The organism is Bordetella genomosp. 10 (assembly GCF_002261225.1).
Classification (GTDB): domain Bacteria; phylum Pseudomonadota; class Gammaproteobacteria; order Burkholderiales; family Burkholderiaceae_B; genus Bordetella_C.
The window spans coordinates 154436-170287 of record NZ_NEVM01000002.1 but is presented as its reverse complement, the minus strand read 5'-3'; the positions used below and the strand labels follow the sequence as shown (position 1 = coordinate 170287).

The 15852-nt window shown below is 67.2% G+C and carries 14 protein-coding genes; 5 read left to right on the top strand and 9 right to left on the bottom strand.

Annotated elements, in window-relative coordinates; translation table 11 throughout:
- The first annotated feature begins 108 nt into the window (after positions 1 to 108).
- The gene (locus CAL29_RS10200) at positions 109 to 720 is read left to right on the top strand and encodes a glutathione S-transferase (RefSeq protein WP_094852941.1); all 612 of its coding nucleotides are present in this window, start codon (positions 109 to 111) and stop codon (positions 718 to 720) included.
- Positions 721 to 733: 13 nt separating this feature from the next.
- Here the strand turns inward: CAL29_RS10200 and mnmA are convergent, their stop codons facing one another.
- On the bottom strand, positions 734 to 1846 hold the full coding sequence (mnmA, locus tag CAL29_RS10195) for a tRNA 2-thiouridine(34) synthase MnmA (protein WP_094852940.1): 1113 nt from the start codon (positions 1844 to 1846) through the stop codon (positions 734 to 736).
- Positions 1847 to 2096: 250 nt separating this feature from the next.
- Here mnmA and CAL29_RS10190 point away from each other — a divergent pair, with 250 nt between their 5' ends.
- From CAL29_RS10190 to CAL29_RS10180, 3 genes are read left to right on the top strand one after another with little or no spacing between them, the layout of a single operon-like run.
- The gene (locus CAL29_RS10190; protein ID WP_094852939.1) at positions 2097 to 3215 is read left to right on the top strand and encodes a Re/Si-specific NAD(P)(+) transhydrogenase subunit alpha; all 1119 of its coding nucleotides are present in this window, start codon (positions 2097 to 2099) and stop codon (positions 3213 to 3215) included.
- Entirely contained in the window at positions 3216 to 3542 is a 327-nt protein-coding gene (locus CAL29_RS10185) for an NAD(P) transhydrogenase subunit alpha (protein ID WP_094852938.1), read from the top strand.
- On the top strand, positions 3539 to 4987 hold the full coding sequence (locus CAL29_RS10180; protein ID WP_094852937.1) for an NAD(P)(+) transhydrogenase (Re/Si-specific) subunit beta: 1449 nt from the start codon (positions 3539 to 3541) through the stop codon (positions 4985 to 4987). Before CAL29_RS10185 ends, CAL29_RS10180 begins: the two co-directional genes overlap by 4 nt.
- Before the next feature lie 28 nt (positions 4988 to 5015).
- Here the strand turns inward: CAL29_RS10180 and glcF are convergent, their stop codons facing one another.
- The 7 genes from glcF to CAL29_RS10145 all read right to left on the bottom strand — a co-directional run bounded on the left by glcF (position 5016) and on the right by CAL29_RS10145 (position 14342).
- Positions 5016 to 6296: a glycolate oxidase subunit GlcF gene (glcF, locus tag CAL29_RS10175; RefSeq protein ID WP_094852936.1), complete on the bottom strand. Its 1281-nt coding sequence runs from the start codon at positions 6294 to 6296 to the stop codon at positions 5016 to 5018.
- Between the two features lie 6 nt (positions 6297 to 6302).
- Complete coding sequence (gene glcE / locus CAL29_RS10170; RefSeq protein ID WP_094852935.1) at positions 6303 to 7415, bottom strand: glycolate oxidase subunit GlcE; 1113 nt, start codon at positions 7413 to 7415, stop codon at positions 6303 to 6305.
- 13 nt (positions 7416 to 7428) lie between these two features.
- Complete coding sequence (locus CAL29_RS10165) at positions 7429 to 8931, bottom strand: FAD-linked oxidase C-terminal domain-containing protein (protein WP_094854004.1); 1503 nt, start codon at positions 8929 to 8931, stop codon at positions 7429 to 7431.
- Positions 8932 to 9042: 111 nt separating this feature from the next.
- On the bottom strand, positions 9043 to 10452 hold the full coding sequence (locus tag CAL29_RS10160) for an FAD-binding oxidoreductase (RefSeq protein ID WP_094852934.1): 1410 nt from the start codon (positions 10450 to 10452) through the stop codon (positions 9043 to 9045).
- Positions 10453 to 10567: 115 nt separating this feature from the next.
- On the bottom strand, positions 10568 to 11641 hold the full coding sequence (gene aroG / locus CAL29_RS10155) for a 3-deoxy-7-phosphoheptulonate synthase AroG (RefSeq protein ID WP_094852933.1): 1074 nt from the start codon (positions 11639 to 11641) through the stop codon (positions 10568 to 10570).
- Positions 11642 to 11999: 358 nt separating this feature from the next.
- Complete coding sequence (gene tldD / locus CAL29_RS10150; RefSeq protein WP_094852932.1) at positions 12000 to 13460, bottom strand: metalloprotease TldD; 1461 nt, start codon at positions 13458 to 13460, stop codon at positions 12000 to 12002.
- 81 nt (positions 13461 to 13541) lie between these two features.
- A complete protein-coding gene (locus CAL29_RS10145; protein ID WP_094852931.1) occupies positions 13542 to 14342 on the bottom strand; it encodes a carbon-nitrogen hydrolase family protein in 801 nt (266 codons plus the stop codon).
- Between the two features lie 149 nt (positions 14343 to 14491).
- On the opposite strand from CAL29_RS10145, the gene CAL29_RS10140 reads away from it, so the two are divergent.
- Complete coding sequence (locus CAL29_RS10140) at positions 14492 to 14857, top strand: H-NS histone family protein (RefSeq protein ID WP_094854003.1); 366 nt, start codon at positions 14492 to 14494, stop codon at positions 14855 to 14857.
- A gap of 241 nt (positions 14858 to 15098) precedes the next feature.
- Here CAL29_RS10140 and CAL29_RS10135 read toward each other — a convergent pair whose 3' ends face one another.
- On the bottom strand, positions 15099 to 15743 hold the full coding sequence (locus CAL29_RS10135) for a DUF4136 domain-containing protein (RefSeq protein ID WP_094852930.1): 645 nt from the start codon (positions 15741 to 15743) through the stop codon (positions 15099 to 15101).
- Positions 15744 to 15852: the final 109 nt, after the last annotated feature.

Genomic DNA, 15852 nt, shown 5'->3' with positions numbered 1-15852 from the left:
CATCCGGGATTTCCGCGCCCGCGCGGCGCGCCGGCGCACGCGCGCTCTCCATCGATACCGCGGCATCCTGCTATACTGCGGCCGCTTTCCGACTATGACAATGACACCATGAAACTTATCGGTTCTTATACCAGCCCTTACGTACGTAAAGTGCGTGTTGTCATGGCGGAGAAAAAACTCGATTACCGGATGGATGTCGAGAACGTCTGGTCGCCCGACACCAAGATCCAGCAATACAACCCGCTCGGCAAGGTGCCCTGCCTGGTCATGGAAGACGGCGGCGCGCTGTTCGATTCGCGCGTGATCGTCGAATACCTGGACACCCTGTCGCCGGTTGCCCGGCTGATTCCGCAATCCGGCCGCGACCGCGCCGCCGTCAAGTGCTGGGAAGCCATCGCCGACGGCGTGCTGGACGCCTGCGTGGCCATCGTCAAGGAAAAGCAGCGCCCGGAAGCGCAGCAAAGCCCCGACTGGATCAGCCGCCAATACGCCAAGATCCACGCCAGCCTGGACGCCATGGACAAGAGCCTGGGCGAACACGCCTATTGCATGGGCATCAACTACAGCCTGGCCGACGTCGCCGTGGGCTGTGCCCTGGGCTACCTGGACCTGCGTTTCGCCGATATCGACTGGCGCGCGGGCCACGCCAACCTGTCGCGCCTGTACGAGAAGCTGATGACGCGCGCCTCGTTCACCGACACGGCGCCGCCCGCCGCCTGAATCCGGAATCCGGCTAGGCGATGATGCCGCCTCCCAGGCAGACGTCGCCGTCGTACAGCACCGCCGACTGCCCCGGCGTGACCGCCCACTGCGCCTGTTCGAAATCCAGCGCGAAGGTCTCGCCCGCGGCGTCGCGCAGCGTGCAGGCCGCATCGCTCTGGCGATAGCGGGTCTTGGCGCCGTACCCGCCGGCCGCGGGCGGCGCGCCGGCCACCCAGCTTGCGTCTTGCGCGGTCAGCGTCCGCGACAGCAGCCAGGGGTGGTCATGCCCCTGCACCACATACAACGTGTTCCCCGCCAGGTCCTTGCGCGCCGAATACCAGGCGTCGGACGTGCCGTCGTCGCGCTGCGCCCCCTTGATCCCGCCCACGCCCAGGCCCTTGCGCTGGCCCAGCGTATAGAACGACAGGCCCTGGTGCGTGCCGACGCGCTTGCCCTCCGGCGTCAGGATGGGACCCGGCGCGGTGGGCAGATAGCGGTTGAGGAATTCGCGGAAGGGCCGCTCGCCGATGAAGCAGATGCCGGTGGAGTCCTTCTTGGCGGCGTTGTGCAGGCCGATTTCGTGGGCGATGCGGCGCACCTCGGTCTTGGGAATCTCGCCCAGCGGGAACAGCGTGCGCGCCAGTTGCGCCTGGTTCAGGCGGTGCAGGAAATAGCTCTGGTCCTTGCTGGCGTCCAGGGCCTTGAGGAGTTCGTAGCGCGGGCCGCCGGCCTCGTCGACGCGGCGCACCCGCGCGTAGTGGCCGGTGGCGATGCGTTCGGCGCCCAGGTTCATGGCGTGGTCGAGGAAGGCCTTGAACTTGATCTCGGCATTGCACAGGACGTCGGGATTGGGCGTGCGCCCAGCCGAATATTCGCGCAGGAAGTCGGCGAACACGCGGTCCTTGTATTCGGCCGCGAAATTGACCGCCTCGATGTCCACGCCGATCAGGTCCGCCACGCTGGCGGCATCCAGCCAGTCCTGGCGCGTCGAACAGTATTCGGAATCGTCGTCGTCCTCCCAGTTCTTCATGAACAGGCCGACGACGTCATAGCCTTGCTGCTTCAGCAGCCAGGCGGTCACCGAGGAATCGACGCCGCCGGACATGCCGACGACGACACGGCCCTTGGAGGAGGAATGCGACATAGGGAAATAGCGGAAATAGCGGGAAAAACCACGGAAAGGACAGGGGCGGCGCGCGCCATCGGCGCGGCTGCCGTCAAGCGGGCATTTTAGCGCCCGGGCCCCGCCCGCCCCCCGATAACCCCCACAAAGTCCGCCAAACACGGCATCATGTCACCCGGCGACACAGCTTCACGGTATCACCTGAGAACGAAAACCGCCCCTTCGAGGGGTCCGCGCGCCGCGCGGCAAAGGGGCACTTCCTGGAGAATCCATGAGAGTCGGAGTTCCACGCGAGACCCTGCCGGGAGAAACTCGCGTTGCTGCAACACCGGAAACGGTGAAGAAGTACGTGACCGCCGGGCATGCCGTCTGCGTCGAATCCGGCGCCGGGACGGCGGCCCGCTACCCCGACGAGGCCTACACGGCGGTGGGCGCCGGCCTGGGATCGGCGGCGCAGGCGCTGGGCGCGGAACTGGTGCTCAAGGTGCGCGCGCCGGCGGGCCCCGAACTGGGCCTGCTCAAGCCGGGCGCGGTGCTGGCCGGCATGCTGGACCCCTACGACGCCGCCGGCCTGGCGGCCCTGGCCGCCACCGGCGTCACGGGCTTCGCGCTGGAGGCCGCGCCGCGCATCTCGCGGGCGCAAAGCCTGGACGTGCTGTCCTCGCAGGCCAACCTGGCCGGCTACAAGGCGGTGCTGCTGGCCGCCCACCACTACGGCCGCATCTTTCCCATGATGATGACCGCCGCCGGCACGCTGAAGGCCGCGCGCGCCGTGATCCTGGGCGCGGGCGTCGCCGGCCTGCAGGCCATCGCGACGGCGCGGCGCCTGGGCGCGGTGGTGGAAGCTTCCGACGTGCGCCCCGCCGCGCGCGAGCAGGTGGAATCGCTGGGCGCCAAGTTCATCGACGTCCCCTTCGAAACCGACGAGGAACGCGAGATCGCCCAGGGCACGGGCGGCTACGCGCGGCCCATGCCGGCGTCCTGGATGGCGCGCCAGGCGGCCCTGGTCTCGGAACGCTGCCGCCAGGCCGACATCGTCGTCACTACCGCGCTCATCCCCGGCCGGCCCGCGCCCACCCTGATCGCCGCGGAAACCGTGCAGGCCATGAAGCCGGGCTCGGTGGTGGTCGACCTGGCCGTCGAGCGCGGCGGCAACTGCCCGCTCACGGAAAAGGACCGCGTCGTCGAAAAGCACGGCGTCATCCTGGTCGGGCTGTCCAACCTGCCCGCCCTGCTGCCTACCGACGCCTCGGCGCTCTATGCGCGCAACCTGCTCGATTTCCTCAAGCTCATCACGGCCAAGGACGGCGCGCTGGCGATCCAGCGCGAGGATGAAATCGTCGCGGCCTGCCTGGTCTGCGAAGGCGGCAACGTTTTGCGGAGCGCGTGAATGGACACCATCAGCCCCACCCTGATCAATCTCATCATCTTCGTGCTGGCCGTCTACGTGGGCTACCACGTGGTATGGAACGTGACGCCGGCCCTGCATACCCCGCTGATGGCCGTGACCAACGCGATTTCGGCCATCATCATCGTCGGCGCGATGCTGGCGGCGGCGCTGACCGAAGGCGGCCTGGCGCGCGCCATGGGCGTGCTGGCCGTGGCCCTGGCCGCCGTCAACGTCTTCGGCGGCTTCCTGGTCACGCGCCGCATGCTGCAGATGTTCAAGAAGAAGGAACGTCCGGCCGCGAACCGCGCCAAGGGAGACGGGCAATGATCTCCCTGAACCTGGTCACCCTGCTCTACCTGCTGGCCTCGGTCTGCTTCATCCAGGCGCTCAAGGGCCTGTCCCATCCCAACACCTCGCGCATCGGCAATGCCTTCGGCATCGTCGGCATGGCGCTGGCGGTGCTCACCACGGCGGCGCTGATCGCCGGCCTGGCGCGTCCGGGCGCGGCCGTCCCGGGCCTGGGCTGGGTCCTGCTGGGCCTGCTGATCGGCGGCAGCGCGGGCACCGTCATGGCCCTGCGCGTGGAGATGACGAAGATGCCCGAACTGGTGGCCTTCATGCACAGCATGATAGGCCTGGCCGCCGTGGCCATCGCCGTGGCCGTGGTCGCCGAACCGCATGCCTTCGGCATCGCCGCGCCGGGCGGCGGCCTGCCGCTGGGCAACCGCATCGAGATCTTCATCGGCTCCTTCGTCGGCGCCATCACGTTCTCCGGTTCGGTCATCGCCTTCGGCAAGCTGTCCGGCAAATACAAGTTCCGCCTGTTCCAGGGCGCGCCGGTGGTGTTCCGCGGCCAGCACGCGCTGAACCTGCTGCTGGCGCTGGCCATGCTGGCCTACGGCGTCTGGTTCGTCACCAGCCCGGGGGGCGGCGCGTGGACGCCTTTCGTCGTGATGCTGGTCATCGCCTTCATCCTGGGCGTGCTGATCATCATCCCCATCGGCGGCGCCGACATGCCGGTGGTGGTGTCCATGCTCAATAGCTATTCGGGCTGGGCGGCCGCCGGCATCGGCTTCTCGCTGGACAACCCCATGCTGATCATCGCGGGCTCGCTGGTGGGATCGTCGGGCGCGATCCTTTCCTACATCATGTGCAAGGCGATGAACCGCTCCTTCTTCAACGTGCTGCTGGGCGGATTCGGCAACGGCGGGGGCGGCGCCGAGACCGCCGGCGCGACGCCGCAGCGCAGCGTGAAATCGGGCAGCGCGGAAGACGCCGCCTTCATGCTGGAGAACGCCGAGACGCTGATCATCGTGCCCGGCTACGGCCTGGCGGTGGCGCGCGCCCAGCATGCGCTCAAGGATCTCACGGACCGGCTGACCGACCGGGGCGTCTCGGTGAAATACGCCATCCACCCGGTGGCCGGCCGCATGCCGGGACACATGAACGTGCTGCTGGCCGAGGCCGAGGTGCCCTACGACCAGGTGTTCGAAATGGACGAGATCAACGGCGAGTTCGGCCAGACCGACGTGGTGCTGGTGCTCGGCGCCAACGACGTGGTCAACCCGGCGGCCAAGAACGATCCGCAATCGCCGATCGCCGGCATGCCCATCCTGGAGGTCTACAAGGCGCGCACGGTGATCGTCAACAAGCGCTCCATGGCGGCCGGCTACGCCGGGCTGGACAACGAGCTGTTCTACATGGACCGCACGATGATGGTCTTCGGCGACGCCAGGAAAGTGATCGAGGACATGGGCAAGGCCGTGGAGTGACGCCGCGGCCTTGCCCGCCCCGCGGCGCTCAGGGCGCCGCGGCCGGCTTCGGCGCGCGCGCCAGCCGTTCGTCCAGCGATTCGATCCAGTGCCGCACCGGCGTGTCCGTGCCGCTTTGCAGATGGCCGATGCAGCCGACGTTGGAGGACAGGATGATGTCCGGCCGCGCCGGCGCGATGGCCGCCAGCTTGCGGTCGCGCAAGGACAGCGAGATCCCGGGGTTCAGCACGGAATAGGCGCCCGCCGAACCGCAGCAGAGGTGCTGCTCGTTGAACGGCTGCAACTCGTAGCCCAGGTCGGCCAGCAAGGCCTCCGTCTTCGGCCGCAGCGCCTGCCAGTGCTGCAGCGTGCAGGGCGGATGGAAGGCCGCGCGCACGGGCGCGTGCGGATCGCCCTCCTCCGCCGCGCGCGGGACGGCGGCCAGCCGCGCGCGCAGCTCCGCCGCATGCGGGGCGACGATCTCCGACACGTCGCGCACGACCGCCACGATGCGCGCCGCGCGTTCCGCGTACTGGGCATCGTGGCGCAGATGGTGCGCGTACTCCTTGACCATGGCGCCGCAGCCCGACGCGTTCATCACGATGGCCTCGACCTCGCCGTCGCGCACCGCCGGCCACCAGGCGTCGATATTGGCGCGCATCTGCCGCAGCGCGGCGGCCTGGTCGTCCAGGTGGAAATTCACGGCGCCGCAGCAGCCGCCCACGCCCAGCCTCGCGCCGATGCCGATGGCGTCGAGCACGCGCACCGTGGCCGCGTCGATGCCGGGCATCAGCGCCGGCTGCACGCAGCCCGCCAGCAGCAGCACCTGGCGCGCGTGGCCCCGCGTGTCGGGCAGCGCGCCGGCCTTGCGGCGCTGAGGCACCTTGCGCCGCAGGGCCGCCGGCAATATCCCGCGCACCGCCTGTCCCAGCCGCAAGGCCGGCGCGAACAGCGGTGAATTCAGGCCCTTGCGCAGCAGGGCCCGCTTGAGCCGCTGCCGCCAGGGACGCGGCACGCGCTGTTCGACCAGGTCGCGGCCGATGTCCAGCAGGTGGCCGTATTGCACGCCCGAAGGACAGGTGGTCTCGCAATTGCGGCAGGTCAGGCAGCGGTCCAGGTGGGTCTGCGTCGACGGCCCCGGCTCGGCGCCCTCCAGCATCTGCTTGATCAGGTAGATGCGGCCGCGCGGGCTGTCCAGCTCGTCGCCCAGCACCTGGTAGGTGGGACACGTGGCGGTGCAGAATCCGCAATGCACGCAGCGCCGGAGGATGGCGTCGGCCTCCCGGCCGAAATCGGTGTCGCGCGCCCACGAGGCGATTTGCGTCTGCATGATGCGTCATAGCTCCAGGATCAGCCGGCCCGGATTGAACAGGCCCAAGGGATCGAATTCCTGCTTCAGGCGGCGCGTGAGCTGGGCCACGCCCGGCTCCAGTGGATGGAAGACGCCGTCGGCGGGAACGTCCTCCTGGCGCGCCGGCCGGAACAGCGTGGCGTGCCCGCCGCGGGCCCGCGCGGCCGCGCGCAGCGCCGCCGCATCGCCGTTCGCGCCCGCGCACAGCCAGCGCTGGCCGCCGCCCCATTCGATCAGGGTCGGACCCAGGCCCAGCGGCGGCGTGGCGGGCGGCAGCGCCAGGCGCCACAGGCCGTGCCCGCGGTCGAAGAAAGGATGGGTCTGCTCGCGCAGGGAGGCCCAGTGATCCGCCGCCCGCCCGGCATCGACGGTTTCGCCGCCGATGCGCGCGCGCGCCGAGGCGATCGCCGGCGGCGCGCCGGACAGGCGCACCCACAACTGGCCGGGCAGCCCGGGCACCGGCAGCCAGGCCGTGGCCGATATCGGCATGGGCTCGCCGCGCCAGCGCGCGAACCAGGCCAGGGCCTGCGCCTCGTCGGCCTCCAGGCACAAGGTCGATTCCTCCATCGGCCGCGGCACCACCTTCAGCGACACCTCCAGGATGGCGCCGAAAATGCCTTGGGAACCGGCCAGCAGGCGCGATACGTCGTAGCCCGCGACGTTCTTCATCACCTCGCCGCCGAAACCCAGCACGCGACCCTGCGCGTCGAGCAGGCGCGCGCCCAGCACGAAATCGCGCACGGCGCCCGCGGCCATGCGGCGCGGCCCCGACAGGCCGGTCGCCACGCAGCCGCCCACCGTGGCGCCGCGCCCGTAGTGCGGCGGCTCGAAGGCCAGCATCTGGCCGCGTTCGGCCAAGGCCGCCTCCAGGTCCTTCAAGGGCGTGCCCGCCCGCGCGGTGACCACCAGTTCGGAAGGCTGGTAGTTGACGATGCCGTGATAGGCGCTGACGTCGAGCAGGCAATGGCCATCCTGCGGCCGCAGGGGCCGGTGATTGCCATAGAAGGCCTTGCTGCCGCCGCCCGTGATGAACACGGGCTTGTGCCCGGCGTGCGCCGTCATGACCTGGTCGCACAACTCCGACAGGACGAATTCCATGAAGGGCCCGGGTTCAAAAGCGCGAAAGATCGGGGAAACGCAGTTCGCCGCCGTGCACGTGCATCTTGCCGTACTCCGCGCAGCGCGCCAGCGTCGGTATCACTTTTTGAGGGTTCAGCAGGCAACGCGGATCGAAGGCCCGCTTGACCGCCAGGAAGGTGTCGAGTTCCTCGCGCGAGAACTGCACGCACATTTGATTGATTTTCTCCATGCCCACGCCGTGCTCTCCAGTCACGGTGCCTCCTACCTGTACGCACAGTTCGAGTATCGCCACGCCGAACTTGTCGGCGCGCTCGGTCTCTTCCGGCTTGTTCGAGTCGAAAAGAATCAAGGGATGCAAATTGCCGTCGCCGGCATGGAACACGTTCGCGCAGCGCAGGCCGAACTCGTCTTCCATCTGTTCGATGGCCGTCAACACGCGCGCCAGGTGGCGGCGCGGGATGGTGCCGTCCATGCAGTAATAGTCCGGCGAGACGCGGCCCGCCGCCGGGAAGGCGTTCTTGCGCCCGGCCCAGAAGCGCAGGCGCTCGGGCTCGGACGTGGATACCTGCAGGCGCGTGGCGCCGGCGGCGCCCAGCACGGCCTCCATGCGTTCGACTTCGTGATCGACTTCCTCGCGCGTGCCGTCGGACTCGCACAGCAGGATGGCCTGCGCGTCCATGTCGTAGCCGGCCTGCACGAAGGGCTCCACCATGTGGATCGCCTGGCGGTCCATCATTTCCAGGCCCGCGGGAATGATGCCGGCGCCGATGATCCGGGTCACCGCGTGGCCGGCCGCCTCGGCGCTGTTGAAGCTGGCCAGCAGCACCTGGGCGCAGGCGGGCTTGGGCAGCAGCTTGACGGTGATCTCGGTGACGACGCCCAGCATGCCTTCCGAACCGATGAATACCGCCAGCAGGTCCAGGCCGGGCGCGTCGGGCGCCTCCGAGCCGAGCTCGACGATATCGCCGTCTATGGTGACCACGCGCACGCGCAGGATGTTGTGGACGGTGAGGCCGTACTTCATGCAGCGCACGCCGCCGGAATTCTCGGCGACGTTGCCGCCTATCGAGCAGGCGATCTGGCTGGACGGGTCGGGCGCGTAGTACAGGCCGTAGGGGGCGGCGGCTTCGGAAATCGCCAGGTTGCGCACGCCGGGCTCGACCACGGCGGTCGCGCTGTCGCGGTCGATGCGCTTGATGCGGTTGAGCTTGGACAGCCCCAGCAGAACGCCTTGCGGATGCGGCATGGCGCCGCCGGACAAGCCGGTGCCGGCGCCGCGCGGCACGACGGGGGCGTTGAGCTTGCGGCAGATGCGCATGACCGCCTGGATCTGGGCCTCGGTCTCGGGCAGGCAGACGACGGCGGGCAAGGCGCGGTAGAGCGAGAGGCCGTCGCACTCGAACGGACGCGTGTCCTCTTCGCGGAACAGGATGCAATGAGGCGGCAGGACGGCCTGCAGGGCCGCGACCAGATCGGTCGCGGCGGGCGGCGCGCTTTGGGCGTCCGTGAGGTCTGTCTCTGCCTTGTTATCCATGGTGGAGAACAATAGCGCGAGGGATGGATTCGCACAGGCCGGGATTTACCCGGGGGATTGACCACGTAGTGCCCAAGGTTACTTTCCCGGGCCCGCGGCGGGCGAGGCCGGCTACCAGGCGAAGATCTTGCCGGGGTTGAGAATATTGTTCGGATCGAAGGCGTGCTTGAGGCTGCGCATCAGGGCCAGCGCGTCGGCGCCGTGTTCCTCTTCGAGGAACTGCATCTTGTGCAGGCCGACGCCATGCTCGCCGGTGCAGGTGCCGTCGGCGGCGATGGCGCGGCGCACGAGGGCGTGGTTGATGCGCTCGGACGCCTGCCATTCCTCGGCGCTGTCCGGGTCCAGCAGCATCAGGACGTGGAAGTTGCCGTCGCCCACGTGGCCGACGATGGTGAAAGGGAACGGCGCGTCGGCCAGGTCGCGCGCGGTTTCGCGCACGCAGTCGGCCAGGGCCGAGATGGGCACGCAGACGTCGGTGGTGCTGGCGCGGCAGCCGGGACGCAGTTGCAGGCCGGCGAAGTAGGCATTGTGGCGCGCGGCCCACAGGCGGCTGCGGTCTTCGGGACGCTCGGCCCAGTCGAAGTCCATGGCGCCGTGTTCGCGCACGATGTCCTGCACGGCCTGGGCATGCTCCTGCACGGCGGCGGCGCTGCCATGGAATTCGAAGACCAGCAGCGGCGTTTCCCGCAGGCTGAGCTTGCTGTGCAGGTTGACCGAGCGCACCGCATGTTCGTCCATGAACTCCACGCGCGCGACCGGGATGCCCATCTGCATGATCTCGATGACGCTGTCGACGGCGTCGCCCAGGGTCGAGAAATTGCAGACCGCCGCCGACACCGCTTCGGGTTGCGGATACAGCTTGACCGTCACCTCGGTGATGATGCCCAGGGTGCCCTCGCTGCCGACGAAGATGCGCGTCAGGTCGTAGCCGGCCGAGGACTTGGGCGCGCGGCGCGCCGTGCGCACGATGCGGCCGTCGGCGGTGACGACGGTCAGCGACAGCACGTTCTCCCGCATCGTGCCGTAGCGCACGGCGTTCGTGCCGGACGCCCGCGTCGCCGCCATGCCGCCCAGGCTGGCGTCGGCGCCCGGGTCCACCGGGAAGAACAGGCCGGTGTCGCGGATTTCCTCGTTGAGCTGCTTGCGCGTCACGCCGGCCTGCACGGTGACGGTGAAATCCTCGGCGTTCAGCGTCAACACCGCGTTCATGCGCGACAGATCCAGCGTGATGCCGCCCTGCACCGGCAGCAGATGCCCTTCCAGCGAAGAACCCGCGCCGTAGGGAACGACCGGCACGCGGTATTGATTGCAGATGCGCGCGAAGGCGGCGACTTCCTCCGTGCTCAGGGCGAACGCCACGGCGTCGGGCAGGATGTCCGGATACGGCGACTCGTCATGCCCATGATGCTCGCGCACCGCTTGCGCGACGGACAAACGATCGCCGAACAACGCCCGCAGCTCGTCCAGACAGGCGGCGGGAATCGGACGACGCAAGGTATCGGCGTGCAGGGGAGCGTTCATGGCATTCCTGAAGAATAGGACCGGCGCCGCCTCGCGCGGCCCCGCAAAATCCCATTTTAAGCCCGCCAGAAAGGGCGCCCCCCTGGGGGGCCGCGCTCCGCGCGGTACGGGGGCCTTATTTTCCAGAGGCCGAGCTATTGCGGCGGCGTTCGCGCACGGCGGCCGCCAGGCGCTCCAGCAACTGCACCGAGGAGTCCCAGTCGATGCAGCCGTCGGTGATGCTCTGCCCGTAGGTGAGCGCCTGTCCCGGCACCAGGTCCTGGCGCCCCGCCAGCAGATGGCTTTCCACCATCAGGCCGACGATGCGCGTATCGCCCGCCTCCATCTGGCGCGCGATGTCGTCGGCCACCATGGGCTGGTTTTCCGGCTTCTTGCTGCTGTTGGCGTGGCTGGTGTCTATCATCAGGCGCTGCGCCAGGCCCGCCTTCGCCAGGTCCTGGCAGGCAGCCTCGACGCTGGCCGCGTCGTAGTTCGGCGCCTTGCCGCCGCGCAGGATGACGTGGCAATCCTCGTTGCCGGCAGTCGAGACGATGGCCGAATGACCGCCCTTGGTCACCGACAGGAAATGGTGCGGTTGCGAAGCCGCCTTGATGGCATCCACCGCGATCTTGATGTTGCCGTCGGTGCCGTTCTTGAAACCGACCGGGCAGGAAAGGCCCGACGCCAGTTCGCGGTGCACCTGGCTTTCCGTCGTGCGCGCGCCGATGGCGCCCCACGACACCAGGTCGGCGATGTACTGCGGCGTGATCATGTCGAGGAATTCGCAGCCGGCCGGCACGCCGCGGCTGTTGATTTCCAGCAGCAGTTCGCGCGCGATGCGCACGCCCTTGTTGATGTTGAAGCTGCCGTCCAGGTCGGGATCGTTGATCAGCCCTTTCCAGCCCACCGTGGTGCGCGGCTTCTCGAAGTACACGCGCATGACGATCTCGAGATCCGCCTTCAGCCTTTCCCGCACGGCCTTCAGCCTGTCCGCGTATTCCAGCGCCGCCTTGGTGTCATGGATGGAGCACGGGCCGATCACCACCGCCAGCCGGTCGTCCATGCCGTGCAGGATGCGATGCAGCGCCTGGCGGGTATCGTGCACCACCGCCGACACGGCCTGGGTACACGAGAATTCACGCATCACGTGCGCGGGCGGAGTCAGTTCCTTGATTTCGCGGATTCGAAGATCGTCGGTATTGTGAGACACGGGTATTTCCTTCCTGGGGTGAGGGGCCAGGCTGGCGGACACAAAAAAAGCCGCCAGTTCGCTGGCGGCTTTTTTGGGGGGATTCTGTGCAGACTTCAGTATGCGCGCAATCCTTCCTCCGCCAGCGGCATCGGAAAGCCAAAAAAATAAAATCGGCCGGCGCCGACGGAATGGATCGCGGTATTCATGGGCTGGAACCATAGCACAAATTCTTGCAACATGAAAGCCGCCCTGAAAAAATGAAAGCCGCCCCGAGAAACCCGGGACGGCCACGGCGGCACAAGCCGCGCGCCGCCGATCGGACAAGCCGGCCGCCGGACACGGAGCCCGGCCACGCCGGCCGGCAAGCCAGCCCGGCCTAGGCCGTGCCGCCCACCGTCAGCCCTTCCATCCGCACCGTCGGCATCCCCACGCCCACCGGCACGCTCTGCCCTTCCTTGCCGCAGGTGCCGACGCCGGAATCCAGCCGCAGGTCGTTGCCGATCAGGCTGACCTTGGTCATGGCGTCCGGCCCGTTGCCGATCAGCGTCGCGCCCTTGACCGGATAGGTCACCTTGCCGTTCTCGATCATGTAGGCCTCGGAGGCGGAGAAAACGAATTTGCCGCTGGTGATGTCCACCTGGCCGCCGCCGAAATTGACGGCGTACAGGCCGCGCTTGACCGACGCGACGATTTCCTCGGGCGGGGTGGCCCCCGCCAGCATGTAGGTATTGGTCATGCGCGGCATGGGCAGATGCGCGAACGATTCGCGCCGGCCGTTGCCGGTGGCGGCGGTCTTCATCAGGCGGGCGTTCATCGTGTCCTGCATATACCCGCGCAGGATGCCGTCCTCGATCAGGACGTTGCGCTGCGTGGTATTGCCTTCGTCGTCGACGTTCAGCGAACCGCGGCGGTCCGGTATCGTGCCGTCGTCGATCACCGTCACGCCCTTGGCGGCCACGCGCTCGCCGATGCGGCCGGAAAACACGCTCGAACCCTTGCGGTTGAAATCCCCTTCCAGGCCGTGGCCGACCGCTTCGTGCAGGAGGATGCCCGGCCAGCCCGAGCCCAGCACCACCGTCATCTCGCCGGCCGGCGCCGGGCGCGCGTCCAGGTTCACCAGGGCCTCGTGCACCGCGTGCTCGACGTAGCCGCGCAGGATGTCGTCCGTGAAATACGCCAGGCCGGAGCGGCCGCCGCCGCCCGCATGCCCCATTTCGCGCCGACCGTCGCGTTCGGCGATCACCGTCAGCGACAGGCGCACCAGCGGACGCACGTCCGCGGCCAGCCGGCCATCGCTGCCGGCGACCAGGATCACGTCGTACTCGGCGCCCAGGCCGGCCATGACCTGGATCACGTGCGGGTCGCGGGCGCGCGCCATCCGCTCCACGCGCTCCAGCAGCGCCACCTTCTCCGGCGCGCCCAGGGTCAGCAAGGGATCGATGGCCGGATACAGGCCGCGTCCGGGCCCGGGATCGGCCGGCGCGGTGACGCGCGCCTTGCCGGCGCCCTGGCGGGCGATGCTGCGCACGGTGCGCGCCGAGGACAGCAGCGCCTCCGGCGACAGCGTATCGGAATAGGCAAAGGCGGTTTTCTCGCCGCTGATGGCGCGCACGCCCACGCCTTGCCCGATGGAAAAACTGCCGGTTTTCACGATTCCCTCTTCCAGGCTCCAGCCTTCGCTGCGCGTGTATTGGAAATAAAGATCGGCGTAATCCACCTTATGGGTGAATATTTCTCCCAACGCGCGCGCCATATCGGCCTCGCTCAATCCCCAGGGGTCGAGCAGCAAGGTTTTGGCGGTAGCGAGCGATTCAATGGCGGGATCGGTAATTTTCATGGCTGGACTCGACGGAGAACTTCACAATTTCTTCACGTTTTTTAGATAACCCGTTATTTATCGGGTGTAGACAATTTGCGATTACATGACGCGGTGCCGCAGTGCCGGCAAGGCTGTCCGCACTTCCGCAAGACGCTCGGCATCTATGTTACCCGCGACCACGCCCGGCCCCTCGGGCAACTGCGCGACAATTTCGCCCCAGGGATCGACCAGCATGGAATGCCCCCAGGTGCGCCGCCCATTGGGATGCACCCCGCCCTGGGCCGGCGCCAGCACATAGCATTGATTTTCGACCGCGCGGGCGCGCAGCAGCAATTCCCAGTGCGCTTGTCCCGTCGTATAAGTAAAGGCGGCGGGAACCAAAATCAAGCTGACGTCTCCAAAAGCTCGATAAAGCTCAGGGAATCTCAGGTCATAGCAGACCGACAATCCGACCTTGCCGAAAGGCGCATCGAAAATGCGCGGCGTCGCGCCCGGCCGGATGCTCGCGGCCTCGTCGAAGGATTCCGTGCCGCGCTGGAAGTTAAACAGGTGGATTTTGTCATAGCGCGCAATCCGCGCGCCGTCGGGCCCATATACCAGGGTCGTGTTATAGACTCTTTGCGGTTCCGGACAAACCATGGGCAGCGTGCCGCCGACCACATATATACCGTGCGAACGCGCCTGTTCGGCCAGGAATGCCTGGATCGGCCCGTCGTCCTCGTTCTCGCGCGCGGCCACCTTGTCGGTGTCCTTGCGCCCCATGAGGCAGAAATATTCGGGCAAGGCCACGAGGGCGGCGCCCTCCGCTACGGCCTCTGCGATCAGCGCGCCGGCCGCCTGCAGATTTTCCCGCACGTCCGGCGTACTGATCATTTGAATCGCGGCGACTTTGAAGGACATGGTTGATACTTCCTTGAACGAGCGCTGGACGGAAACATATGGATTCAAGAATTCTAAGGATAATAGCGGTATAAATTTTGTACCATTGCGGATACAATAACTTCATCCTGTCGGGAAAACCGAATTTCCATAATAAGGATCACAGCACCATGGTTAGAGAAAACTACGCGGCACAGCAGGCGAAGATAGAAAAGGAAATCGGCAAATTGCGCAAGCGCGCCGAATTGCTGCAGACCAAGCGACGCAAGCCCGTAGTGGCGTCGATCATTCGTTCGATGCGTGAATACAATATCACCCCCGAGGAAATCGCCGCGGCTTTCGGCAAGCCTGCCCGCGCGCCCGGCGTGCGCAAGAGCGCCGCGCCGGCCGCCGCGCCCCGCGCCAAGCGCGCCGTGGCGCCCAAGTACCGCCATCCCGATACGGGCGAAACCTGGAGCGGCCGCGGCAAGGCGCCGCGCTGGCTGACCGCCGCCGAGGCGGAAGGCGCCAAGCGGGACACCTTTCTCATCCAGTAAAGCCATGGGGCTGCCTGACAGCCCCTTGCGCATCGCCGCCCTGCTTCGACGGGCCGCCGCCAAAAACATCGCGCCGATATCCGGCGCGATGTTTTTTTATGTCTTCGGCCCCGCCGGCGCAAGCCTCGGGGCCAGCGGGAAGCCGATCGGGACAAATATATCCATTTATACGTATAAATGGCACGTCCCTGACTTATTTCATTAGTTAGTACATTGTATCTTCATTAAAACAACCTAATAATCAACGACCTACCGGGTATTCGACCTTCCGCTCGGAGCCATTATTGCCGGGGAACTGGTCGAAGATCGCCCGCACCAGATAAGGCATGACGCGCAGCAGACGGTCGCCGTCCGATACGCTATAAGCGCTGGCCCGATACACTTCGGCGCCGCCATTGGCGTTGTCGTGGATCGACAGCGTCAGCCAGTTGCGATAGGCCACCGTCGGCACGTCGACCCAGTCCGGTCCCCAGTAGCCGCCCCAGCCGCCCCAATAGCCGCGCGGACCGTAGAAGCCGGGATAGCCGCCGAAGAAGTAGGGGTTGTAGGGCTGCCGCACCATCACCTGGGTCTGCGCGACGCCGTAGGTAAAGGACACGTTGAACCGCGCGGGCGCCCCCTTGGCCGCCTCCACCAGGCCGGTCGCGCCGATGCCGGCGCGGACCGTGTCCTGGTACGAGAGGTATTCCAGATTATTCTCCTGCGCCGCATCGGCCGCGACGAAGCGGTACTTCTGGCCCGTCGCGTTATCGGGCCAATGCTGGAAGGACGTCACGCGCGCCGAGACCGTATGGGTGGTGGCGCAACCCGTCAACGCCACGGCGAACAAGACGGCGCAGCAAGCCTGGATCCAGCGCGAGAGGGACGAATTTTTATAGCGATTCATAACATGACTCCTGGGGAACGGCCACGCTCCTGTAAGGCCGCGACGCATCATACGTCTTGCGCATTCACTTGAGACAAGGCGTCGCGTATAAAGTTTTGCGCAGCAAGCA